The following is a 22,345-nucleotide window of genomic DNA, read 5'->3' on the forward strand; positions in this document are numbered from 1 at the left end:
CATGAATGCGCTGAATGGGCTTTCGCCGCGCGGCCATCGGCCGACTGAAGCCGCCGGGTCGACACGCGCCCTGCGCCGTAGTCGCCGCCTCGTCGCTCCGCTCTCGATGCTGGTGCTCGCCGCGGCGCTCGCCGGCTGCGTCCAGACCAAATACGACGTCACGGGCGCCGTGCTCGGGCCGGACGACTACCGCTACCGCCATCCGATCCTGATCGACCAGCAGCTCGCCACGATGGATATCCCGGTCGGGCCGAACGTACCGAAGCTGGCGCCGCGCGAGGTGGGCAACATCACTGGCTTCGCCCAGAAATACAGGGCCTCGGGTGCGACGACGCTCGCGATCGTCGTCCCCAGCCACAGCCCGAATGCGAGGGTCGCGAACGGCATCGCCCGCCAGTCCGCCAATGCGCTCGTCGCTGCCGGCGTGCCGCGCAAGCAGATCGACGTGCGCACCTATCCGGCGGGCGCGGAAGAGACCGAGGCGCCGATCCGGCTGGCCTTCTCGCGCATCGCGGCCCATGTCGACGGGTGCGGCCAGTGGCCCGCCGAGGACCAGACCTTCTGGATGAAGACGGAGAACCGCAGCTACTACAATTTCGGCTGCGCCAGCCAGCAGAACCTCGCCGCGACCACGGCCAATCCGCTCGACCTGCTCTATCCCCGCGGCATGACGCCCGCCGATGCCACGCGGCGTATGACCGTGCTCGGCAAGTTCCAGGAAGGGAAGAACCCGTCCGGCGAATACAAGGGTCTCGACGACGTCAATCTGGTGTCCGGCATCGGAGGGACGAACTGATGATCAGCCTCGCCGCCGAGAGGGAGAGCGCCGGGGAAGCGCTCGCGGCCGAGACGACCCCGCTCGCCGATGTGCGGCCGCTGCCGCGCATCTCCATCCAGGCCTTCTGCGAATCCGCCGATCTCGCGGCGGTCATGGAGCTCGCCGCCGCCGACCGGCGCATGGCGCGCACGCATGTGAAGGTGCAGATGGGCGGCCTCGCGGCGGCCGGCGAGTTCTATCGCCAGGCGCCGACGCCCAATCTCATCATCGTGGAGTCGCGCCAGTCCGGCGAGCGCCTCATCGCAGAACTCGACCATCTCGCCGAGGTGGTCGATGCCGGCACCAAGGTCGTCGTCATCGGCCATGCCAACGACGTCGATCTCTACCGGCGGCTGATCCGCCGCGGCGTCAGCGAATATCTCGTCGTGCCGGTCGACATGGCCCGCGTCATCAAGAGCATCGCCGACCTCTATCTCGACAGCGCCAAGGCGCCGCTCGGCCGCTCGATCGCCTTTGTCGGCGCCAAGGGCGGCTCCGGCTCGTCGATGATCGCCCACAATGTCGGTTTCGCGATCGCGCGCGGCTTCCAGAGCAATGTCGTGATCGCCGATCTCGACATCGCCTTCGGCACCGCGGGCCTCGACTTCAACCAGGACCCGGCGCAGGGCATCGCCGATGCGCTGAACGCGCCGGAGCGGCTCGACGATACCTTCCTCGACCGCCTCTTCGCGCGCTGCACCGACAATCTCTCGCTGCTCGCCGCGCCGGCCTCGCTCGACCGCACCTGCGACTATGGCGAGACCGTTTTCGAGAGCATCGTCGAGGTGGCGCAGAGCAATGTGCCGGCGCTGGTGCTCGACCTGCCGCATGTCTGGACCGGCTGGGCGCGGCGCACGCTGATCGCCGCCGACGAGATCGTGCTGACCGCCGAGCCCGATCTGGCGAGCCTCCGCAATGCCAAGAACCTCATGGATCTGCTGCGCCAGCAGCGCCGCAGCGACGCGCCGCCGCGGCTGGTCATCAACAAGCAGGGCATGCCGAAGCGGCCCGAGATCAAGGTGGTCGATTTCGCCGCCGCGCTCGGCGTCGAGCCGGTCGCGGTCATCCCCTTCGAGCCGCAGCTCTTCGGTACCGCCGCGAACAACGGCCAGATGATCGCCGAGACAGAGCCGAAGCACGCGGTCGCCGCGACCTTCGACCAGATCGCCCAGATCGTCACCGGCCGGGCCGAGGTGAAGCAGAAGAAGGCGAGCGCGCTCGCGCCGCTGCTCGCCAGGCTGCGCGGAAAGAAGAACGGAGCCTGACGTATGTTCGGAAAGCGTGGCGCCACTCCTCTGCCGTCGGCGACCAGACCGGCCAGCGTCGCGCCCGCCCCGGCGCCGGTCGCAGCCCCGGTGCCCGCCGCGTTGCCGGCCTTCGACGAGGGGCTGTCAGCCCGCCGCTCGGAGGAATTCTACGCCCATAAGGCTCAGGTCTTCGCCGCGCTGATCGAATCGATCGATCTCGCGCAGCTCGCCAAGCTCGATCTCGAGGCCGCGCGCGAGGAAATCCGCGACATCGTCAGCGACATCGTCTCGCTGAAGGCGATGGTGATGTCGATCGCCGAGCAGGAGGACCTGCTCGAGGACATCTGCAACGACGTGCTCGGCTATGGTCCGCTCGAGCCGCTGCTGGCGCGCGACGACATCGCCGACATCATGGTGAACGGCGCCGGCCGGACCTATATCGAGGTGCAGGGCCGCGTGCAGCTGACGCCGGTGCGCTTCCGCGACAACACGCAGCTCATGAACATCTGCCAGCGGATCGTGAGCCAGGTCGGCCGCCGCGTCGACGAGGCGAGCCCGATCTGCGACGCCCGCCTTCCGGACGGCAGCCGCGTCAACGTCATCGCGCCGCCGCTCGCCATCGACGGGCCGACCCTCACCATCCGCAAGTTCAAGAAGGACAAGCTGACGCTGCCGCAGCTGGTGCGCTTCGGCACCATCACGCAGGAAGGCGCCACCATCCTCGAGGTGATCGGCCGCTCGCGCTGCAACGTGCTCATCTCCGGCGGCACGGGCTCGGGCAAGACGACGCTGCTCAACTGCCTCACCGCCGCGATCGAGCCGACCGAGCGCATCATCACCTGCGAGGACGCGGCGGAACTGCAGCTCCAGCAGCCGCATGTCGTCCGCCTCGAGACCCGCCCGCCCAATCTGGAAGGCGAGGGCGAGATCACCATGCGCGATCTCGTGAAGAACTGCCTGCGCATGCGTCCCGAGCGGATCATCGTGGGCGAGGTGCGCGGACCGGAGGCCTTCGACCTCCTTCAGGCGATGAACACCGGCCATGACGGCTCAATGGGCACGCTGCACGCCAACAGCCCGCGCGAGGCCATGTCGCGCCTCGAATCCATGATCACCATGGGCGGCTTCAGCCTGCCCTCGCGCACGCTGCGCGAGATGATCGTCAATTCGATCGACGTCATCGTCCAGGTCATGCGCCTGCGCGACGGCTCGCGCCGCATCACCCACATCACCGAGGTGATCGGCCTCGAAGGCGACGTGATCACGACGCAGGACGTGTTCCTTTACGACATCATCGGCGAGGACCAGAACGGCCGCATCATCGGCCGCCATCGCTCGACCGGCATCGGACGCCCGAAATTCTGGGAGCGCGCGCGCTACTTCAACGAGGAGAACCGGCTCGCCGCCGCGCTCGACGCGGCCGAGACGACCGAGGAAGCGCGGGGGGCGGCGTGAGATCATGCTGGGCGCGAACGCGATCGTCCTCGCCATCTCCGTCCTGACCATGCTCAGCGTCGGCGGCTTCGCCTATGCGATGCTGGCGACCCGCATCCGCGACGAGGGCCAGATCGAGAGCCGCGTCGCCGGCGTCCGGGCGAAATCGGCCGCCTCGGCCCCCGCCAACCGCGTCAGCGACGCGATGCGGCGGCGCAAGTCCATCCAGGACACGCTGAAGGAGATCGAGGACAACCAGAAGGCCAAGGCGAAGCGCAACAATTCGCCGCCGCTGATGCTGAAGCTCCAGCAGGCCGGGCTCGACTGGTCGCGCCGCACCTTCATCCTGATCTCGCTTGCCGCCGGCCTCGTCTTCGGCCTCGCGGCGCTCGTCGCCGGACTGCCGCTCTATGCCGTCGCCGCCGCGGCGATCGGCGCCGGGCTGGGCCTGCCGCGCTGGATCGTCGGCTTCATGCGCAAGCGGCGCTTCAAGATGTTCCTCGACGAGTTCCCGAACGCCGTCGACGTCCTCGTGCGCGGCATCAAGTCGGGCCTGCCGATCAACGACTGCCTGCAGATCATCTCGCGCGAGGCCAAGGAGCCGGTGCGCAGCGAGTTTCGCCTCATCGTCGACGAGCAGCATGCGCTCGGCCTGCCGCTTGCCGAGGCGGTGGCGCGCCTGCCCGACCGCGTTCCGGTCACCGAGGCCAATTTCTTCGCCATCGTCATCGCCATCCAGCAGCGGGCGGGTGGCAATCTCTCCGAGGCGCTCGGCAATCTGTCGCGCGTGCTGCGCGAGCGCGCCAAGATGAAGGGCAAGATCAAGGCGATGAGCATGGAGGCCAAGGCCTCGGCCTGGATCATCGGCTCGCTGCCCGTCCTGGTGATGGCCATTACCACCCTGACGAGCCCGAAATACATCATGCTGCTCTTCCAGAACCCGATCGGCAACGTGATCCTTGGCGTCTCGGCGGTGTGGATGTTCATCGGCATCATGGTGATGCGCAAGATGATCGATTTCAAATACTAGGGGGCGCCGCGCGCCATGCTGCGAGACATCGTCCAGACGCTGACCGACCCCCCGGTCCTGATCGCCGCCTTCTCGGCGGTGACGGTCGCGGCGACCGTGATCGGCCTCTCCATGCCGCTGCTCGATCGCGACCGCCTGCCGGCGCGGATGAAGACCGTCGCCGTCGAGCGCGAGCGAATCCGCGCCCGCGAGCGGGCCAAGCTGGAGCGGAGCCGCGTCTCGCTGCGCACCGAGCCGCGCGCCTATATGCGCAGCATCGTCGAGCGCTTCAATCTGCGCGAGGCGCTGGTCGACGAGGCGACGATCAACCGCCTGCGCATGGCCGGCTTCCGCGGCCAGGCGCCGCTGACGGCCTTCCTCTTCGCCCGCTTCGTGTTGCCCTTCCTGCTCTTCGCGGCGGCGATCGTCTATTTCTTCTTCATCTCGAAGATGACCCAGCCGGGCGTCGTGAAGGTCTGCTTCGCGCTGCTCGCGGCTGGCGCCGGCTTCTACCTGCCGGTCGTGTTCGTCTCCAACCGCGTGCAGAAGCGGCAGCAGTCGATCAAGCAGGCCTGGCCGGATGCGCTCGACCTCATCCTGATCTGCGTCGAGTCCGGCATGTCGGTCGAAGCCGCGTTCCGCAAGGTGGCCGAGGAGATCGGCGCGCAGTCGACCGAGCTCGCCGAGGAGCTGATGCTCACCACGGCGGAGCTCTCCTATCTGCCCGACCGTCGCCAGGCCTATGAGAACCTCGCCAACCGGACCGGGCTCGACATGGTCAAGGGCGTCGTCATGGCCCTCAACCAGTCGGAGCGCTACGGCACGCCGCTCGGCCAGTCGCTGCGCGTCCTCGCGCAGGAGAGCCGCGACCAGCGCATGAACGACGCCGAGAAGAAGGCCGCCGCGCTGCCGCCGAAGCTGACCGTGCCGATGATCGTCTTCTTCCTGCCGGTCCTCTTCGCCGTCATCGCCGGCCCGGCCGCCATCCAGGTGATGCAGGCGCGTCACTGAGGCGGCCGCCGGCCCGCGCGGCCTCCGCATCCAGGCATGAAAAACCCCGGAGCGGCGCCGACCCGGGGGTTCTTGTGCTTCGAAGGTCCTGATCGTGCGCCGTCTCAGCCGGAGGGGAGGGGCGGCATCGCCTGCGCCTGTGCCGGCGCCGATTTCGCCTTGGCGGTCTTGTTTGCGGCGGTGCGGGTGCGGCTCGCCAGCATCGCCTGAAGATAGGCGACGTTCTCTTCCGCCTGCTGCGGCGAGAGCTCGGCGCGGGCGATCTGCTGCGCCTCCTGGAAGCGACCCTGAAGTCCGACCACCAGCGCGAGATTCTGGCGCACGCGACTGTCGGCGCCCGGCTGGACCACGGCGATCCGCAGGACCTGCTCGGCCTGCGGAAGCTGGTCGGTCAGCACATAGGACATGCCGAGATTGGAGAGCACCATCGGATCGTTCGGCTTCAGCGCAAGCGCCTTCTGGTAGAGCTGGCGCGCGGCGTCGGCCTGGCCGAGCTGGTCGAGGATCGTGCCTTCCGCCGAAAGCAGCCGCCAGTCGGGCTGGTCCGGCGTCTGGGCGCGGCGCACCGCGTCGAGCGCCTGCTCGAGCTGGCCGTTGGCGGCGAGCGCCTTGCCATAGGCGGCGAGGATCTGGCGATCACGCGGGAAGCGGATCGCCGCCTTCTGCAGCACCGCGACGGCCTGGTCGCTGTTGCCGGTGCGCAGCAGCGCCGCGGCGAAGTTGAGCGCGTTCTCCTTCGAGGCCGGATCGCGCGCATAGCGGCTGTTCCAGTAGCTCTCCTGCTGCTGGAAGTCGGCGCTGGTCATCGGCTTGCCGACCGAGCCGGTCGTGCCGCGATCGACGCCGCCCGAACTCGTCGTGCAGCCGGCCAGCGCCAGCTGCGCCGCGATGAGCGCGCCGGCGACCGGAAGCAGTCCACGGGCGAAGCGCCGGCGGTCAGGACGTTCGAGAGGGACGGAAGCAAGCGGCATGGCGTGACCCGGAGGGAGACGAAATGAGGCGTCAGTGGCCCTTGCGCGAGCAATAATTGGTTAACCCTAACGCAGGGTTAATGCGACGCTCCGCGCGGCCTTACCCCGGCCGCGGGCATTGCCCCCGAAAGGGCAGCGGTCCATGATCGCCGCCCGTCCCGCATCCATGATCTCCAGGACTATTCCCTTGAGCGACAGCCTGATCGAACGTTCCGACGCGTCCATTCCCGTCCATGCCGTGGCGGCGGATGATCTCGAGTCGGTTCTGGCCACTCTCTCCGACGTCGAGGCCGGCTGGGCGCGCGCGACGGGCTTCGACGCCGCGATGGGCGCCGTCACCATCATCGCCGATGCCTCGGGCAAGGTCGGCCGGGTTCTGTTCGGCCTCGGCCGCCAGGACGCCTGGCGCCGCAGCCCGCTCGTCACCGGCAAGCTGCCGGCCATCCTGCCGGCCGGCGACTACGAGTTCGTGACCGACCTGCCCGACCCCGGTCTCGGCGCGCTCGGCTGGGCGCTCGGCAACTATTCCTTCTCGCGCTACAAGTCGGCCCGGCAGCCGGCGCCCCGCCTCGTCGTGCCGAAGGGCGTGGCGATCGGCGAAGCGCGCAGCCTCGCCCGCGCCGTCACACTGGTGCGCGATCTCGTCAACACGCCGGCCAACGATCTCGGCCCCGCCGATCTCGCGCTGCAGGTGCACGCGCTCGGCGAGCGCCACGGCGCCAGGGTCACGGAGACGGTCGGGCCAGCACTCCTCGCCGCCAACCTGCCGCTGATCCATGCCGTCGGCCGCGCCGCGGCGGAGGATCGCCAGCCGCGTCTGGTCGACCTCGTCTGGGGTGATCCCGACCATCCAAAGGTGACGCTGGTCGGCAAGGGCGTCACCTTCGACACCGGCGGTCTCGACATCAAGCCGTCCAGCAGCATGCTCCTCATGAAGAAGGACATGGGCGGCGCGGCCAACACGCTCGGCCTCGCCCAATTGATCATGGAGGCGAATGTGCCGGTGCGGCTGCGCCTGCTGGTCCCCACGGTTGAGAACTCCATTGCCGGCGGCGCCTTCCGCCCCGGCGATGTGCTGCGGTCGCGCGCCGGCGTCACGGTCGAGATCGGCAACACCGACGCCGAAGGCCGCCTGATCCTCGCCGATGCGCTGGCGCTGGCGGCGGAGGAGACGCCCGATCTCCTCGTCGATCTCGCGACGCTGACCGGCGCCGCGCGTGTGGCGCTCGGGCCGGATATCCCGCCTTTCTACACCCATGACGACGGCCTCGCGGCCGATCTCGCGCGCCATGCCGAGCAGGTCGGGGATCCCTTGTGGCGGCTGCCGCTCTGGCAGCCCTATGAACAGATGATCGATTCGCGCATCGCCGACATCAACAATGCCGGGCAGGGCGGTTTCGCCGGGTCGATCACGGCGGCGCTGTTCCTCGCCCGCTTCGTGCCGAAGACGGTACCGTGGGTCCATGCCGACATCTATGCCTGGAACCCGTCCTCGCGTCCCGGTCGGCCGGAGGGCGGCGAGGCGCAGGCGATGCGGGCGCTGTTCGCGCTGATCGCCGCGCGCTACGGCGGCTGAGGCGCGTTCGATCCACCCGGCGTCATTGCCTCGCTCGTCATGGCCGCGCTCGTCGCGGCCATCCACGTCTTGCCGGCTCATTTCGGCTCAAGGCAAGCCTTCGCGGGCGAAGCCGGGCCGACTGGGGGGTGATCAGGGCTTGCGCGGCGATGCAGCAAGCGACTAAATAGTTCGGTTCCGAAACGATCGGCCGCGGAGCGCCCGGCATGCCTGTCAGTCTGCGCCCTTCGCAGGCCCTTCGCCTCTGGCACGACGTGACCTTCGATCTGGTCCGCGACGGGGAGCATGATCTCTCGGCGCGCCAGATGGCGGTCCTGCTCACCGTCTATCTCGAGATGCCGCCGCATACGGTGCGCGGCCTCGCCGCCAAGCTCGGCGTCACCAAGCCGGCCATCACCCGCGCGCTCGACACGATGGGCCGGCTTGGCCTCGTGACGCGCCATCGCGATCCGGCCGATCGCCGCAATGTCGTCGTCCAGCGTACGGTGGGCGGCGCACTGGCCGTCGAGCGGCTCGGCGACCTCATCATCGCCCGCCACGGGGACCTGCCGCCATGACCGAAGCTTCGTCCGTTCTCGACCGGCGGCTCAACGCCTTCCGCCCCGACCTCGCCGATCGCCGCCTTGAGGGACAGGTCACGGCGGAGCGTTTCGTCGAGGGCACGCTGCGCCGGGTCACTGCGGCCTCGACGCCGATCCGCCGCGCGCCGCGCCCTGACGGGGCGATCGACAGCGAGGCGCTGCAGGGCGAGGTGCTGCGCGTCTTCGAGGAGACGATGGAGGGCTGGGCCTTCGTCCAGCTCGAGACCGACCGCTATGTCGGCTATGTCGCGGCCGATGCGCTCGGGCCGCTCGATCCGCTGCCGACCCACCGCGTCACGGCGCTGAGGACCTTCGTCTATCCGGAGGCCGATCTCCGCAAGCCCCCGCTCGGCGCGCTCTCCTTCGGCGCGAAGCTCGCGCTCGGCGGCGTCGCGGTGACGCGCGGCACGCCTTATCTGCTGCTCGCAAACGGCGCCGGCGCGGTGGTGGAAACCCATGTCGCGCCGCTCGACGCGCCATGGGCGCTCGATTTCGTCGCGGTGGCCGAGCGCTTCCTGGAGACGCCCTATCTCTGGGGCGGGCGCACGAGCCTCGGGCTCGACTGCTCGGCGCTGGTGCAGCTCTCGCTCGCCGCCGCCGGCATCGATGCGCCGCGCGATTCCGACCTGCAGGCGGCGATGCTCGGCGAAGCCCTGCCCGACGGCCTCGCGGGGACGCGCGAGCGCGGCGACCTCGTCTTCTGGCCCGGCCATGTCGGCATCCTCGCCGATCCCGAGACGCTGCTTCACGCCAGCGGCTACCAGATGGAGGTCGTCGCCGAACCGCTCGACGAAGCGGTCGCCCGGATCGCGATCACCGCCGGCCCCCCGACCGCGGTGCGCCGCATCCGCTTCGAGGCATGAAACCGCGCATCGAGATCGTCGAGCCGCAGGCTGGCTGGCCGGATGCCTTCGCCGCGCTGAAGGCAGCGATCCTCATCGCCATTCCGCCGCCGCACGCCATCCACCATATCGGTTCGACAGCGGTGCCCCGCCTGCCGGCGAAGGATGTCATCGATATCCAGATCACGGTGACGGATCTTGCGGCTTTCGACGACAGCGGCCTCGTGGCACGCGGTTTCGTCGCGCGGCTTGGTCTCGTCGACCATGCGCCGCCCGGCCGCGATCTCGCCGGAGCCGAACGCCTGAAGCGCTTCTACAAGGCACCGGGCCGCCCGGCCAACATCCATGTCCGCGAACTCGGCCGATACAACCAGCGCTTCGCCCTGTTGTGCCGGGATTTCCTCAGGACGCATCCGGTCGCGACCGCCGCCTATGCGCTCATCAAGCAGCGCCTGGCCGCCCGCTTCCCGGACGATGACGACGCCTATTACGACATCAAGGATCCGGTCTTCGACATCATCATCGACGGCGCCGAAGAATGGGCGCTGCGGACCGGTTGGCGCCTGCCCGAGGGAGACTGACTAATAGCCGCGCTCGACGTCCACGAGGTTTTCGAGCGGCTTTCCGGCCTCGAAGTCCTCGATGGCGCGCTGGATGCCGGCGGCTAGAACGTCCGCGTCGCTGGTCGCGGCGACATGCGGCGTGATCACGATGTTGCGGCGCGACCAGAGCGGGCTCGTCGCGGGCAGCGGCTCCTGTTCGAAGACGTCGAGGCTGGCGCCGATCAGCGTGCCGGCGTCGATCGCCGCGAGGATATCGGCCTCGACCTGCAATCCGCCGCGGCCGCCATTGATCAGCACCGGCCCGCCGAGTGCCCCGTCGCGGGCAAGGCCGGCCAGCAGCTTCGCGTCGATGATGCCCCGCGTCGCATCCGTCAGCGGCAGCAGGACGACGAGGATGTCGGTCCGTGCGAGGAAGGCGGGCAGCGTGTCGGCGCCTGCGAAGGTTGAGATGCCCGGCAGCGTCTTCGGCGTGCGGCTCCAGCCCGCGACCTCGAAACCGAGGCTGGCGAGCACCTTCGCAGAAGCCTGGCCGAGTTCGCCGAGCCCCATGATGCCGACACGGACGGCGCTCGCCGGCGGTTGCGGCAGTTCGCGCCAGACGCGGTCCTGCTGCTGGCCGAGATAGGCGAGTTGGCGGCGGTGATGCAGCAAGACCTGCAGCACGACCCACTCCGTCATGCGCATGGTGAGGTCGGGATCGACGACGCGCACGATCGGCAAGTCGGGCAGTTCGGCCTTGCCGACGATATGGTCCACGCCCGCGCCGAGCGAGAAGATCGCGGCGAGGTTGGGGAGATCGGCGAAGACGGCGCTGGAGGCGCCCCAGGCGAGGACGTAGCGGATCGCGGCGGGATCGCCGACATCCGGCCAGATCGCGACCGGTCGCCCGGCGGCGCGGAAGGGCGCGGCCCAGGGCTCCGGGTCCCAGTGGCCGCAGGCGACGAGAATGCCGGGCAGCGTCATTGCGAGACGACGCCCTCCGGCGCGGTCTCGACGGCGAAGGCCGCCGCCATCAGCGCCCGGGTGTAGTCGTTGGCCGGCGCCGCGAAGACCTGCTCGGCCGGTCCGTATTCGACCATCTTGCCGCCGCGCATGACCACGAGGTCGTTGGCGAGCGCGCGCACCACCTTGAGGTCGTGGCTGATGAAGAGATAGGCGAGGCCGCGGCGCTCCTGCAGGTCGCGCAGCAGATCGACCACCTGCGCCTGCACCGACATGTCGAGAGCCGAGGTGGGTTCGTCCAGCATCACGAAGTCCGGCTCCAGCACCATGGCGCGGGCGATCGAGATGCGCTGGCGCTGGCCACCGGAGAACTCGTGCGGATAGCGGTGGCGGCTGGCCGGATCGAGGCCGACCTCCTCCAGCGCCTTCGCCACCTTCACCTCGCGATCGCGGGGCGAGAGATCGGGCTGATGCACCTTGAGCCCCTCGGCGACGATCTCGCTCACCGACATGCGCGGGCTCAGCGAGCCGAACGGATCCTGGAAGACGACCTGCATGTGGCGGCGCAGCGGCCGCATCTCGGAGAAGCCGCGCCCGTCGATCCGTGCGCCCTTGAAGCGGATCGGCCCCTTGGACGAAATGAGCCGCATGAGCGCGAGGCCGAGCGTCGTCTTGCCCGATCCCGATTCGCCGACGACGCCGAGCGTCTGGCCGCGCCGCACGCTGATGTCGATGCCGTCGACGGCCTTCACATAGTCGACCGTGCGGCGGAAGAGCCCGGCTTTGATCGGGAACCAGACCTTGAGGTCGTCCGTCGCCACGATCTCCGCTGCCGACGCATCCGCCGGGCGCGGCCGGCCGCGCGGCTCGGCCGCCAGCAGGTGGCGGGTATATTCGTGCTGCGGGTCGGCGAAGACCTCGCGGGTGGGACCGGTCTCGACGATATGGCCCTTCGTCATCACGCAGACGCGGTCGGCGATCTTGCGCACGATGCCGAGGTCGTGGGTGATGAAGAGCAGCGCCATGCCGCGCCGCTCCTGGATGTCCTTGAGCAGCTTCAGGATCTGCGCCTGGACGGTGACGTCGAGCGCCGTGGTCGGCTCGTCGGCGATCAGGAGTTCCGGCTCGTTGGCGAGCGCCATGGCGATCATCACGCGCTGGCGCTGGCCGCCGGAAAGCTGATGCGGATAGGAATCGAGCCGTTTCGCGGCATCGCGGATGCCGACTTCCTCGAGCAGTTCGAGGATGCGCCGGCGCGCGGCCTTGCCGCTGATGCCCTGATGGATGAGCAGCACCTCGCCGATCTGCCGCTCGATCGTGTGGAGCGGATTGAGCGAGCTCATCGGCTCCTGGAAGATCATCGTGACCTTGTTGCCGCGTACGCTGCGCAGCGTCTTCTCGTCGGCGGAGAGCAGGTCGACGCCGTTGAAGAGGATGCGGCCGGTCGGGTGCTCGGCCGGCGGATAGGGCAGCAGCTTCAGGATCGAGAGCGCCGTCACCGACTTGCCGGAGCCCGATTCGCCGACCAGCGCCACCGTCTCGCGCGGGCGGATCGCGAAGGAAATCCGGTCGACCGCGACGCTGTGCGTCGCGCCCTGGACGAAATGGACGGAGAGGTCCTGAACCTCGAGCAGCGGCGCGTCGGGCGACACGGGGGAGGGCGTCGTCGGGGCTTGCGTCATCAGCCGATCGACTTTCTGGGATCGAAGGCATCGCGCACGCCCTCGCCGATGAAGACGAGCAGCGACAGCGCCAGCGAGATGATCACGAAGGCGGTGAAGCCGAGCCAGGGCGCCTGCAGGTTGTTCTTCGCCTGGCTGACGAGCTCGCCGAGCGAGGGCGAGCCCGGCGGCAGGCCGAGGCCGAGGAAATCGAGCGAGGTCAGCGTCACGATCGAGCCGGAGAGGATGAAGGGCATGAAGGTCAGCGTCGCCACCATGGCGTTGGGCAGCACATGGCGGACGATGATCGTCCGGTCGGCGACCCCGAGCGCCCGCGCCGCGCGGACATATTCGAAATTCCGCGCTCTCAGGAATTCGGCGCGCACGAGCCCGACCAGCCGCGTCCATGAGAAGACGAGCAAGATGGCAAGCAGGACCCAGAATCCCGGAACGAGGATCGAGGAGATGATGAGCAGGATGTAGAGCTCGGGCAGCGAGGTCCAGATCTCCAGGAAGCGCTGGAAGATGAGGTCGGTCCAGCCGCCGAAATAGCCCTGCACCGCGCCGGCGGCGATTCCGATCGCCGAGGAGATGAAGGTGAGCAGGAAGCCGAACAGGATCGACAGGCGGAGGCCGTACAGGCTCCGCGCCAGCACGTCGCGGCCCTGGTCGTCAGTGCCCAGCCAGTTGAAATTGCCGAGCGTGCAGTTCGGGTCCTCGACGCCGAGCGGATAGGCCTTGCAGCGCTCCTCCGGCGTCATGCTCCACCAGGGCGGCGCCGGCGCCGGACGGGCGATCTCGTTGTTGACCGTGTCGTAGGAATAGCGGACCGCCGGCCAGACCATCCAGCCATTCGCCTCGATCTCCTCCTGGATGAAGGGATCGCGGAAATTGGTCGTGGCGAGGAAGCCGCCGAACTTCTCCTCCGGATAGTCGGTGATGACCGGGAAGAGCAGCTCGCCCTTGTAGGAGGCGATCAGCGGCCGGTCGTTGGCGATGACGTTGGAGAGCAGCGTCACGACGAAGAGGACGAGGAAGGCCCAGAACGACCAGTAGCCGCGGCGGTTGCCGCGGAAGATCGTGAGGCGGCGGCGGTTGATCGGCGAGAGCGCGAAGCGCCCCGGCACCTCGATCTCGGATCTGGCGAGTGCGGCGTCCGTCATGGTCAGACCTCCCGCTTCTCGAAATCGATGCGTGGATCGACCCAGGTGTAGGCGAGGTCGGAGACGAGGCCGATGACGAGACCGAGCAGGGAGAAGATGTAGAGCGTCGCGAACACGACCGGATAATCGCGGTTGATCACGGATTCGAAGCTGAGCAGGCCGAGCCCGTCGAGCGAGAACAGCGTTTCGATCAGCACCGAGCCCGCGAAGAAGGCGCCGATGAAGGCGCCGGGGAAGCCGGCGATGACGATGAGCATCGCGTTGCGGAACACATGGCCGTAGAGCACGCGGTGCTCGGTGAGGCCCTTGGCCCGCGCGGTGACGACATATTGCTTGCGGATCTCGTCGAGGAACGAGTTCTTGGTGAGCAGCGTGGTGGTCGCGAAGGCCGAGAGCGACATGGCGATGAGCGGCAGCGTGATGTGCCAGAAATAGTCGGCCATCGCGGCGGGGCTCGTCACCCACTCCCAGAAGCCCATGGTGGCGTAGCGGTCAGACCAGAGCCCGCGCAGCGGGAACCAGTCGAAATAGCTGCCGCCGGCGAAGAGCACGATGAGCAGCACGCCGAACAGGAAGCCGGGAATGGCATAGCCGACGATGATGACGCCGGACGTCCAGACGTCGAAGCGCGAGCCGTCGCGCACCGCCTTGGCGATGCCGAGCGGGATCGAGATCACATAGGAGATCAGCGTCATCCAGAGCCCGAGCGAGATCGAGACCGGCAGCTTTTCCTTGATCAGGTCGATGACGCTGACGTCGCGGAAATAGCTCTGGCCGAAATCGAAGCGGGCATAGTTCCACAGCATCAGGCCGAAACGCTCGAGCGGCGGCTTGTCGAAGCCGAACTGCCGTTCGAGCTTGGCGATGAATTCGGGGTCCAGCCCCTGCGCGCCGCGATATTTCGAGTTGATCGGCCCGCCGCGTCCGGTCTGGTCCTGCCCGCCCATGCCGGCGTCGGCGCCGCCGCCGGAAATGCGCTGCGTCGCCGAGACGTCGTTACCCTGCAACTGGGCGATGACGCGCTCGACCGGGCCCCCCGGTGCGAACTGAACGATGATGAAGGTGAGCGCCAGGATGCCGAGCAGCGTCGGGATCATGAGCAGGATACGGCGAAGGATATAGGCGGCCATGGATCGTCCTCAGCCCGCCTTGCCGACCGCGGCGGCACGCGCCGGATCGACCCACCACAGCACTTCCGGCGAAAACCCGTAGGGCGGCTTCTCCTCCGGCCAGCCGAACATGTCCCATGCGGCGACGCGGTGCGCCTCGGTATGCCAGGCGGGAATCCAGATTTCCAGCGAGCGCAGCACGCGGTCGAGCGCGCGCAGATGCGTGACGAGCTCGGCCCGGCTCGTGACCGTGCCGGTCGAGGCAATCAGCGCATCGACGACCGGATCCTTCACGCCCGCGAGATTGGAGCCGTTCCGCACATCCGCCGCCGCCGAGCCGAATTGCTGCGCGATGCCGTCGATCGGCGTCGCGTCGAAGGAGATGCGCTTGGCGATGACGTCGAAATCGAAATCGCCCTGCCGGCGCTGATATTGCGGCGCGTCGACCCGGCGCAGCGAGGCGGCGACGCCGATCGCCTTCAGATTGGCGATATAGGGGAGCAGCACGCGCTCGAAGGCCTCGTTCTCGATGAGGAACTCGACCGCGAGCGGCTTGCCGGAGGCGTCGAGGAAGGCGCCCCCCTTGAGCGTCCATCCCGCCTCGACCAGCAGCGCCTGCGCCGCCCGCATCAGCTTGCGATCGCGGCCGCTGCCGTCGGCGGTCGGCGGGCTGACCGGCGGGCCGTCGAGGACGCCCGGCTGAAGCTTGTCGGCGAAGGGTGCCAGAAGCGCGCGCTCGGCTGCGTCGGGCGGGTCGATGGCGGCGAAATCGGAAGTTTCGAAGAAGGAGCTGGACCGCGCGTAGAGCCCATAGAAGAGGTTCTTGTTGGTCCAGGTGAAGTCGAACGCCATGCCGATCGCGCGGCGTGTCCTCGGATCGGCGAACTGGGCGCGGCGGAGGTTGAAGAACCAGCCATACATGTCGGCCCGCTTTTCCGACGGGAATTCGGGCCGCTTCACGCGGCCGTCGCGGACCGCGGGAAAATCGTAGCGCGTCGCCCAGTTCTTCGACGAGAATTCCTCGCGCCAGGTGATGTCGCCCTTGGCGAAGGCCTCGAACTCGGCATTCTCGTCGCTGTAGAACTCGACGCGGATGCGGTCGAAATTGTGCATGCCGACCGCGACGGGGAGGTCCTTGGCCCAATAGTCGGCAACGCGCTCATAGGTGATGAAGCGGCCGGGATTGACGCTGCCGACGCGGTAGGGTCCGGAGCCGAGCGGCGGCTGCAGGCTGCCCGCCTCGAAATCCTTGCCGGCATAGAAGGCCTTGGAGAAGATCGGCAGGTTGGCGGCGACGACGAGCGGCGTCTTGGCGTTCTGCTTGCCCGAGAAGGTCACGATCACCCGGTGGTCGCCGTCGGCGGCGACGGAAGCCATGTCGCGGATCGATTCGGTGATGTCGGGATGGCCCTTGGCCTTCAGCGTCTCCAGCGAGAACACGACATCGGCCGCGGTGAGTGGCGTGCCGTCGTTGAAGCGCGCCTCGGGGCGCAGGTCGAAAGTGTAGACATTGCCGTCAGGCGAGATCGAGACGCTCTTCGCCACGAGGCCATAGACCGAATCCGGCTCGTCGAGCGCCGAGACCATCAGCGTGTCGAACAGAAGCTCGACGCGCGGCGGCGCGTTGCCCCGGAAGGTATAGCCGTTCAGCGTGTCGAAGGTGTTCGGCGCCTGATTGTAGTACCAGTTCGGCGCCGAGAAGACGAAGCTGCCGCCTTTCGGCGCCGCCGCGTTCACATAGCCGAAATGCTGGAAATCGGCCGGATTGGCGAGTTCGCCGAACACTGAGAGGCCGTGCAGGCCCGCCCGCGCGGCCGGCTCGGCGGCGCTCGCCCTGCCGAGGCCGATCGGTGGCAGAAGGGCGGCGAGACTGCCGGCAAGGACGGTCCGGCGCGACGGCCCCGTTCCGCTCAAGGCGTCGCCCTCTTGGCCAGCGCCTGTTCCTTGGCCGGATCGATCCACCACGAGTTCACGTCGATGCCGACATAGTCGGGCTGCTTCTCGGGAATGCCGAACTTGTTCCAGTAGGCGACGTTGATCACGTCGTTATACCACTGCGGCACCATGTAGTAGTTCCACAGCAGCGCCCGGTCGAGCGCATGAGTCGCCGCGACGAGGTCGTCGCGATTGGTCGCGAAGACGACGCGATCGACGAGTGTGTCGATCGCCGGGTTCTTGATGCCGATCAGGTTGCGGCTGCCGGGGAGGTCGGCCGCGGCCGACGACCACATCTCGCGCTGCTCGTTGCCGGGCGACTGCGACTGCGCGATCACCGTCGAGATCACGTCGAAGTCGAAATGGTCGACGCGGCTCTGATACTGCGCCGGATCGACGATCCGGAGCGTGGCGTCGATGCCGATCCGCCGCAGATTCTGGAGATAGGGCGACACCACTCGCTCGAAGGAGGGATCGGTCTCGAGGAACTCGATCTTGAAGGGCTCGCCGGTCTTGGCGTTGACGAGCTTGTTGCCCTTCAGCACCCAGCCTGCCTCCTGCATCAGCTCGACTGCCTTGCGCAGGCTGTCGCGGAAGGCCTGCGGCGTGTCGTTGGCCGGAAGATGGAAGGGCTGCGTGAAGAGTTCCGGCGGCAGCTGGTCCTTCACCGAGTTGAGAATCTCCAGCTCCTTCCCCTCGGGCACGCCGCTCGAGGCGAGGTCGATCCCGGAGAAATAGCTCTCGATCCGCTTGTACTTGTTGAAGAACAGCGTCCGGTTCATCGTCGGGAAATCGAAGGCGTAGTTGAGCGCCTGCCGGACGCGGATGTCCTTGAACTTCTCGCGCCGCTGATTGAGGACGTAGCCCTGCATGCGGCCGGCCGAATGGACCGGGAACGAGGTCTTGATCACCTGGCCGTTCTTCACGGCGGGGAAATCATACTCCGTCTCCCAGCGGCCGATGCGGTTCTCGAGGCGATAGTCGTCGAGGCCGCCCTTCTTGAAGGCTTCCCAGGTCGCGGTCGGGTCGCGGAAATAGTCGATCTTCTGGCGGTCGAAATTCTCGCGTCCGACCTTGGTCGGCAGGTCCTTGCCCCAATAGTCGGGCACGCGCTCCCAGATGATCTGCCGGCCGGGCTGGAACGAGGCGATCTTGTAGGCGCCCGAACCGAGCGGCGGCTCCAGCGTCGACTTGGTGATGTCGCGCGGCTTGCCCGACTTGTCCTTGCCGGTCCACCAGTGCTTCGGCAGGATCGGAAGATCGCCGAGGATGTTGGGCAGCTCGCGATTGCCCGGCTTGTCGAAGGTGAAGGTGACCTCATCGTCGCCGGTCTTCTCGGCCTTGACGATATTCGCGTAATACTTGTTGTAGAGCGGGCTCTGTGCCTTCAGCGTGTCGAACGACCAGACCACGTCGTCGGCCGTGACCGGCTGGCCGTCATGCCAGCGCGCCGCCTTGTTGAGGCGGAACTTGGCAAAGGCGAAATCGTCCGGATAGGCAACCGCTTCGGCGATCAGGCCATAATTCGTGCCCGGCTGGTCGGTCGCCTGGTCCATCAGCGTGTCGTAGAGCAGGCCGCCGCCGAAGGACGCGAAGCCGGCGGCCGGGAGGCCCTGGACGACATAGGGATTGAAGCTGTCAAAGGTTCCGTCGGTGGCGCTGTTCAGCGTGCCGCCCTTCGGCGCGTCCGGATTGACATAGTCGTAGTGCTTGAAGCCTTCCGGATATTTCGGCTCGCCGATCAGCGACGAACTGTGGCGCCAGACGAGGCCTCCAGCCGGCGCGTCCTCGGCAAGCGCCGCCGCGGGCGGCAGCGCGAGACCGGCCGAGAGCACGGCAAGGGCGGCGAGGGCGGCTCTGATCACGGGCGATTCTCCGTTGGGCTCGTCACATTCTTAAGGTCGAATGCCGCGAGGGCAATCGGCGAGCCGTCCTGCTGCCGCGAAAACGCCTCCCCAGCGCAAGAAGCTTGGCGAAATCGGGCATGAAAAAGGCCGGAGCGTCGGCTCCGGCCTTTCCTGTCCGAGATTTAATGTAGGGAGCGGCTCAGTTGGCCGGCGCCGGAGCCGCGGGTGCGGCGGGAGCCGGGGCCGGCTCGGCCGGAGCAGGCGCTGCCGGAGCGGCACCTTCGGCCGGAGCGGCCGGCGCTGCGCCTTCCGCCGGTGCAGCACCCTCGGCGGGAGCAGCAGCCGGAGCGGCCTCCGGCGTCGGCAGCGGCTCGGGCGTCGCGGCGAGCGTGCGCAGATAGGCGATGAGGTCGGCGCGATCCTGCGGCTTGGGCAGGCCGGCGAAGCCCATCGCGGTGCCGGGCATGTCGGCGCTCGGCTTCTTCAGGAAGTGGTAGAGATGCTCGTAGGTCCACTTGTCGCCGGCGGCGTGGGCCTTCTGGAACGTCTCGGAATACTTGAAGCCCTGCATCTCGCCGATCGGACGGCCGACGATGCCATAGAGGTCCGGGCCGACCTTGGTGCCGGCGCCCTCGACGAAGTTGTGGCAGGCGGCGCACTTCTTGGCCACGGTCTCGCCGGTGGCGACATTGGCGCTGGCGAGCAGCACGGCGATCGGCGGATCCTCGGCGGCGGCGGGAGCCGCGCCGCCGGCCGGCGCCTCGTCGGCGACCTCGATCACGAAACCGGGCTTCTCGGGCTCGGCCGGTGCATAGATCGCCTCGGCGACGATACCGAGCGACATCACGACCAGAAGCGTGAACAGGACCGCGCCCAGGATCTTGTTCAGCTCGAAGGAATTCATCGGTCCCGGCCCCAGTCGCATCGATCAAAAAAGGTCATGGCGGTCCGCCCTCGAGGCGAAACCATCGCACGTGGCGCGGAAACTACCTGCTTTCGCACGGACGGCGCAATACGTATGAAGGTCGCGCCGTTGAGACCTTTTGACACCCGAGGGTGAAGGCGAGGGAGACGCTGAGCGCGATGGGCGACAGGAAAGAGGCGCTGGTCATGGTTCCGGCGCGCATGGCGTCGACGCGGCTGCCGGGCAAGCCGCTCGCCGATATCCATGGCGAGCCGATGATCGTGCATGTCTGGCGCCGGGCGAGCGAAGCCGGCATCGGCCCCGTCTTCGTCGCGACGGACGATGCCGATATCGCGGCGGCCGTCCGCCGGGCCGGCGGCGAGGCGGTGATGACGCGCGGCGACCACGAGAACGGTTCCTCGCGCATCCACGAGGCGGTCGGGCTGGTCGATCCAGGCCGTGCCTTCGATCTCGTCGTCAATGTCCAGGGCGACCTGCCGACCGTCGAGCCCGCCTCGGTCGCCGCCGCCTTCGCCCCGCTCGCCGATCCTGACGTCGATATCGGCACCATCGCCGCGATCATCGACAACGAGGCCGACCGGACCAGCGAGAGCGTCGTGAAGATCGTCGGTTCGCCGAAGCGCGTCGGCGGCAGCCACAGCGAGCGGCAGCTGCGCGCGCTCTATTTCACCCGCGCCACGGCGCCGTGGGGGGCGGGGCCGCTTTATCACCATATCGGGCTCTACGCCTATCGCCGCTCCGCGCTCGAACGCTATGTCGCGCTGCCGCCGTCGCCGCTCGAGATCCGCGAACGTCTCGAACAGCTTCGGGCGATCGAGGCGGGCATGCGCATCGATGTCGAGGTCGTTGACGCCGTTCCGCTCGGTGTCGATACTCCGGCCGACCTCGAGCGGGCGCGCAGCCTGCTCGCCGAAAGCCGCTGACCGGACGCGGCGCCCACCTGTCCTGCGCCGCAAAGGCGTTCCTCGGAAGTCTCTCCTCATGAAGAAGATCGTGTTCCAGGGCGAACCTGGCGCCAATTCGCACATCGCCGCGCGCGAGGTCTATCCCGACTACGAGGCCGTGCCGGCGCCGACCTTCGAGGACTGCTTCCAGGCGATGGCGCGCGGCGACGTCGACCTCGCGATGATCCCGATCGAGAATTCGCTCGCCGGGCGCGTCGCCGACATCCACCACCTCCTGCCGGATTCCGGCCTCCACATCATCGGCGAGTTCTTCCTCCCCATCCGCTTCCAGCTGATGGCGCCGCATGGCGCGACGCTGGAGACGATCAAGACCGTCGAGAGTCATGTGCATGCGCTCGGCCAGTGCCGCCGCATCCTGCGCGCGCATGGCTACAAGGCGGTCGTCGCGGGCGACACGGCGGGGGCTGCCCGCATCATCGCCGAATCGGGCGACATCACCCGCGCCGCGCTGGCGCCGCGCTTCGCCGCCGAGATCTACGGCCTCGCCATCCTCGCGGAGAATGTCGAGGACGCCGCGCACAACACGACCCGGTTCGTCATCCTCTCGCGCGAGCCGTCGCGCGCGCCGTCCGGCAACGGGCCGGTGATCACCACCTTCGTGTTCCGCGTCCGCAACATTCCGGCCGCGCTCTACAAGGCGCTCGGCGGCTTCGCCACCAACGGCATCAACATGACCAAGCTGGAGAGCTACCAGCTCGGCGGCCGCTTCACGGCGACGCAGTTCTATGCCGATGTCGAGGGCCATCCCGACGATCGCGGCCTGCATCTCGCGCTGGAGGAGCTGCACTTCTTCTCGGACGAACTGCGCATCCTCGGCGTCTATCCGGCGTCATCCTTCCGCGCAGCCGACCGGGACTAGCGCGGGGCCGGCCGTCTGGATGTCGGAGGTCGCCTGGCTGTTGGGGCCGAGCGCCAGCGCCGGATAGCAGGCGCAGGCCCGCACCCTTCCCCTCGAAAGGGCGAGATTGACCATGCTGTCGAGCCCATAGGGCCGGACGAGGCGATCCGTGCCGACGAGCGGCACGCTGTCGCGCGAGGAAAGCGGCAGGCAGCTTTCGAGGAGGCGCGCCGCGCCCGGGGGCGTCACCACATAGGCGAGCAGGCCCCAGAACTGGATGCAGCGCATCAGGTTCGGCCGCGCGTCGTGCAGCCGCGCATAGGCCTCGAAATAGCCGGGCCGGCGCTTCGCCGTCTCGTCGAATCGCATCGCCGAGACGACGCCGTCCGATCCCTGCAGCGCCACAACCGAATCGGTGTTGTAGCCGAGGGTGATCAGGTCGGCCGCGGCGAGGTGGCGCTCCAGCAGAGGCTTCGCATGGCGCCAGAAGTCGCCGCGCAGGCAGACATCGTCCTCGAGGATGAAGTAGGGCTCGCGCCCCGACGCGCAGTCCCGCCAGAGCGTCGCATGCGACAGCGCGTTGGCCAGCGCGGCCTTGCCGAAATTGCGCTCCCCTTCCGCGAGGAGGCCGCAGGCGACCAGTTTTCCCTCGTCGATCCGGTCGCCGTCGACGGCGGTCATGACGCTGAAGGAAAGCGGCTGGCCGCGATTCCATCGTTGGAATTCGGCGCGCCTGTCCACCCGGCGCGCCAGGCTGATCACCACCGTCTTCACGGTACCCGTCTCCGTCGCGATCCCCCGGCCGCGGTCCGGTCTCGGGATCGATGCTACGAGGGCGACGGCTCGCCGATCACGTCATGAATTGTCGGGATTTTGTATCCGGAGCGCGCCGGGCATTGCCAAAGGTTG

General features: G+C 68.1%; 20 protein-coding genes. 11 read left to right on the plus strand and 9 right to left on the minus strand.

Translation table 11 applies throughout. The features are described from left to right. Position 1: 1 nt before the first annotated feature. Genes QO015_RS17520 through QO015_RS17540 form a run of 5 tightly spaced genes read left to right on the plus strand, consistent with a single transcriptional unit; the run spans position 2 to position 5,518 of the window. Positions 2-796 carry a CpaD family pilus assembly protein gene (locus QO015_RS17520; RefSeq protein ID WP_266282639.1) on the plus strand — a complete coding sequence of 265 codons (795 nt, stop codon included), beginning with the start codon at positions 2-4 and terminating at the stop codon, positions 794-796. Continuing rightward, on the plus strand, positions 796-2,082 hold the full coding sequence (locus tag QO015_RS17525) for a CpaE/TadZ family protein (RefSeq protein WP_266282638.1): 1,287 nt from the start codon (positions 796-798) through the stop codon (positions 2,080-2,082). The genes QO015_RS17520 and QO015_RS17525 overlap by 1 nt, the downstream gene beginning before the upstream one ends. Positions 2,083-2,085: 3 nt before the next feature. After that, the gene (locus tag QO015_RS17530) at positions 2,086-3,519 is read left to right on the plus strand and encodes a TadA family conjugal transfer-associated ATPase (protein WP_266282636.1); all 1,434 of its coding nucleotides are present in this window, start codon (positions 2,086-2,088) and stop codon (positions 3,517-3,519) included. Positions 3,520-3,523: 4 nt separating this feature from the next. After that, positions 3,524-4,528, plus strand: a complete 1,005-nt coding sequence (locus tag QO015_RS17535) for a type II secretion system F family protein (RefSeq protein ID WP_266282634.1) — start codon at positions 3,524-3,526, stop codon at positions 4,526-4,528. Positions 4,529-4,543: 15 nt separating this feature from the next. Beyond that, positions 4,544-5,518 (plus strand): type II secretion system F family protein, encoded by a 975-nt coding sequence (locus QO015_RS17540; protein WP_266282632.1) that lies wholly within the window; start codon positions 4,544-4,546, stop codon positions 5,516-5,518. A 104-nt stretch (positions 5,519-5,622) separates the two neighbouring features. Here the strand turns inward: QO015_RS17540 and QO015_RS17545 are convergent, their stop codons facing one another. Continuing rightward, positions 5,623-6,489, minus strand: a complete 867-nt coding sequence (locus QO015_RS17545) for a tetratricopeptide repeat protein (protein WP_266282631.1) — start codon at positions 6,487-6,489, stop codon at positions 5,623-5,625. 187 nt (positions 6,490-6,676) lie between these two features. Between QO015_RS17545 and QO015_RS17550 the strand changes: the two genes are divergently transcribed. The 4 genes from QO015_RS17550 (at position 6,677) to QO015_RS17565 (ending at position 10,069) form a co-directional block, all read left to right on the plus strand. Then, positions 6,677-8,065: a leucyl aminopeptidase family protein gene (locus tag QO015_RS17550; protein ID WP_266282630.1), complete on the plus strand. Its 1,389-nt coding sequence runs from the start codon at positions 6,677-6,679 to the stop codon at positions 8,063-8,065. A gap of 206 nt (positions 8,066-8,271) precedes the next feature. Continuing rightward, positions 8,272-8,622, plus strand: coding sequence for a MarR family winged helix-turn-helix transcriptional regulator (locus QO015_RS17555; protein WP_266282629.1), 351 nt, complete (start codon positions 8,272-8,274; stop codon positions 8,620-8,622). Further along, positions 8,619-9,509, plus strand: a complete 891-nt coding sequence (locus QO015_RS17560) for a C40 family peptidase (protein WP_266282628.1) — start codon at positions 8,619-8,621, stop codon at positions 9,507-9,509. Before QO015_RS17555 ends, QO015_RS17560 begins: the two co-directional genes overlap by 4 nt. Then, entirely contained in the window at positions 9,506-10,069 is a 564-nt protein-coding gene (locus QO015_RS17565; protein ID WP_266282627.1) for a GrpB family protein, read from the plus strand. The genes QO015_RS17560 and QO015_RS17565 overlap by 4 nt, the downstream gene beginning before the upstream one ends. Here QO015_RS17565 and QO015_RS17570 read toward each other — a convergent pair whose 3' ends face one another. From QO015_RS17570 to QO015_RS17600, 7 genes are all read right to left on the minus strand, one after another. Then, a complete protein-coding gene (locus QO015_RS17570; RefSeq protein ID WP_266282626.1) occupies positions 10,070-11,014 on the minus strand; it encodes a 2-hydroxyacid dehydrogenase in 945 nt (314 codons plus the stop codon). Then, complete coding sequence (locus QO015_RS17575; protein WP_266282625.1) at positions 11,011-12,675, minus strand: ABC transporter ATP-binding protein; 1,665 nt, start codon at positions 12,673-12,675, stop codon at positions 11,011-11,013. The genes QO015_RS17570 and QO015_RS17575 overlap by 4 nt, the downstream gene beginning before the upstream one ends. Beyond that, entirely contained in the window at positions 12,675-13,817 is a 1,143-nt protein-coding gene (locus QO015_RS17580) for an ABC transporter permease (RefSeq protein ID WP_266282624.1), read from the minus strand. The genes QO015_RS17575 and QO015_RS17580 overlap by 1 nt, the downstream gene beginning before the upstream one ends. A 2-nt stretch (positions 13,818-13,819) precedes the next feature. Continuing rightward, positions 13,820-14,947, minus strand: a complete 1,128-nt coding sequence (locus QO015_RS17585; protein ID WP_266282623.1) for a microcin C ABC transporter permease YejB — start codon at positions 14,945-14,947, stop codon at positions 13,820-13,822. Between the two features lie 9 nt (positions 14,948-14,956). Further along, a complete protein-coding gene (locus tag QO015_RS17590; RefSeq protein ID WP_266282622.1) occupies positions 14,957-16,840 on the minus strand; it encodes an extracellular solute-binding protein in 1,884 nt (627 codons plus the stop codon). Further along, positions 16,837-18,726, minus strand: coding sequence for an extracellular solute-binding protein (locus QO015_RS17595; protein ID WP_370877431.1), 1,890 nt, complete (start codon positions 18,724-18,726; stop codon positions 16,837-16,839). The genes QO015_RS17590 and QO015_RS17595 overlap by 4 nt, the downstream gene beginning before the upstream one ends. A 181-nt stretch (positions 18,727-18,907) precedes the next feature. Further along, a complete protein-coding gene (locus QO015_RS17600; protein ID WP_266282620.1) occupies positions 18,908-19,612 on the minus strand; it encodes a c-type cytochrome in 705 nt (234 codons plus the stop codon). Between the two features lie 179 nt (positions 19,613-19,791). Here QO015_RS17600 and QO015_RS17605 point away from each other — a divergent pair, with 179 nt between their 5' ends. Together QO015_RS17605 and QO015_RS17610 are read left to right on the plus strand one after the other, a co-directional pair. Continuing rightward, the gene (locus tag QO015_RS17605) at positions 19,792-20,556 is read left to right on the plus strand and encodes a 3-deoxy-manno-octulosonate cytidylyltransferase (protein WP_266282618.1); all 765 of its coding nucleotides are present in this window, start codon (positions 19,792-19,794) and stop codon (positions 20,554-20,556) included. Between the two features lie 58 nt (positions 20,557-20,614). Continuing rightward, a complete protein-coding gene (locus QO015_RS17610; protein ID WP_266282616.1) occupies positions 20,615-21,457 on the plus strand; it encodes a prephenate dehydratase in 843 nt (280 codons plus the stop codon). On the opposite strand, the gene QO015_RS17615 is transcribed toward QO015_RS17610, so the two are convergent. Further along, a complete protein-coding gene (locus tag QO015_RS17615) occupies positions 21,428-22,210 on the minus strand; it encodes a glycosyltransferase family 25 protein (RefSeq protein WP_266282614.1) in 783 nt (260 codons plus the stop codon). The two genes, QO015_RS17610 and QO015_RS17615, sit on opposite strands and share 30 nt — an antisense overlap. Between the last annotated feature and the right edge of the window lie 135 nt (positions 22,211-22,345).

Source organism: Kaistia geumhonensis, from assembly GCF_030815145.1.
Taxonomy (GTDB): domain Bacteria; phylum Pseudomonadota; class Alphaproteobacteria; order Rhizobiales; family Kaistiaceae; genus Kaistia; species Kaistia geumhonensis.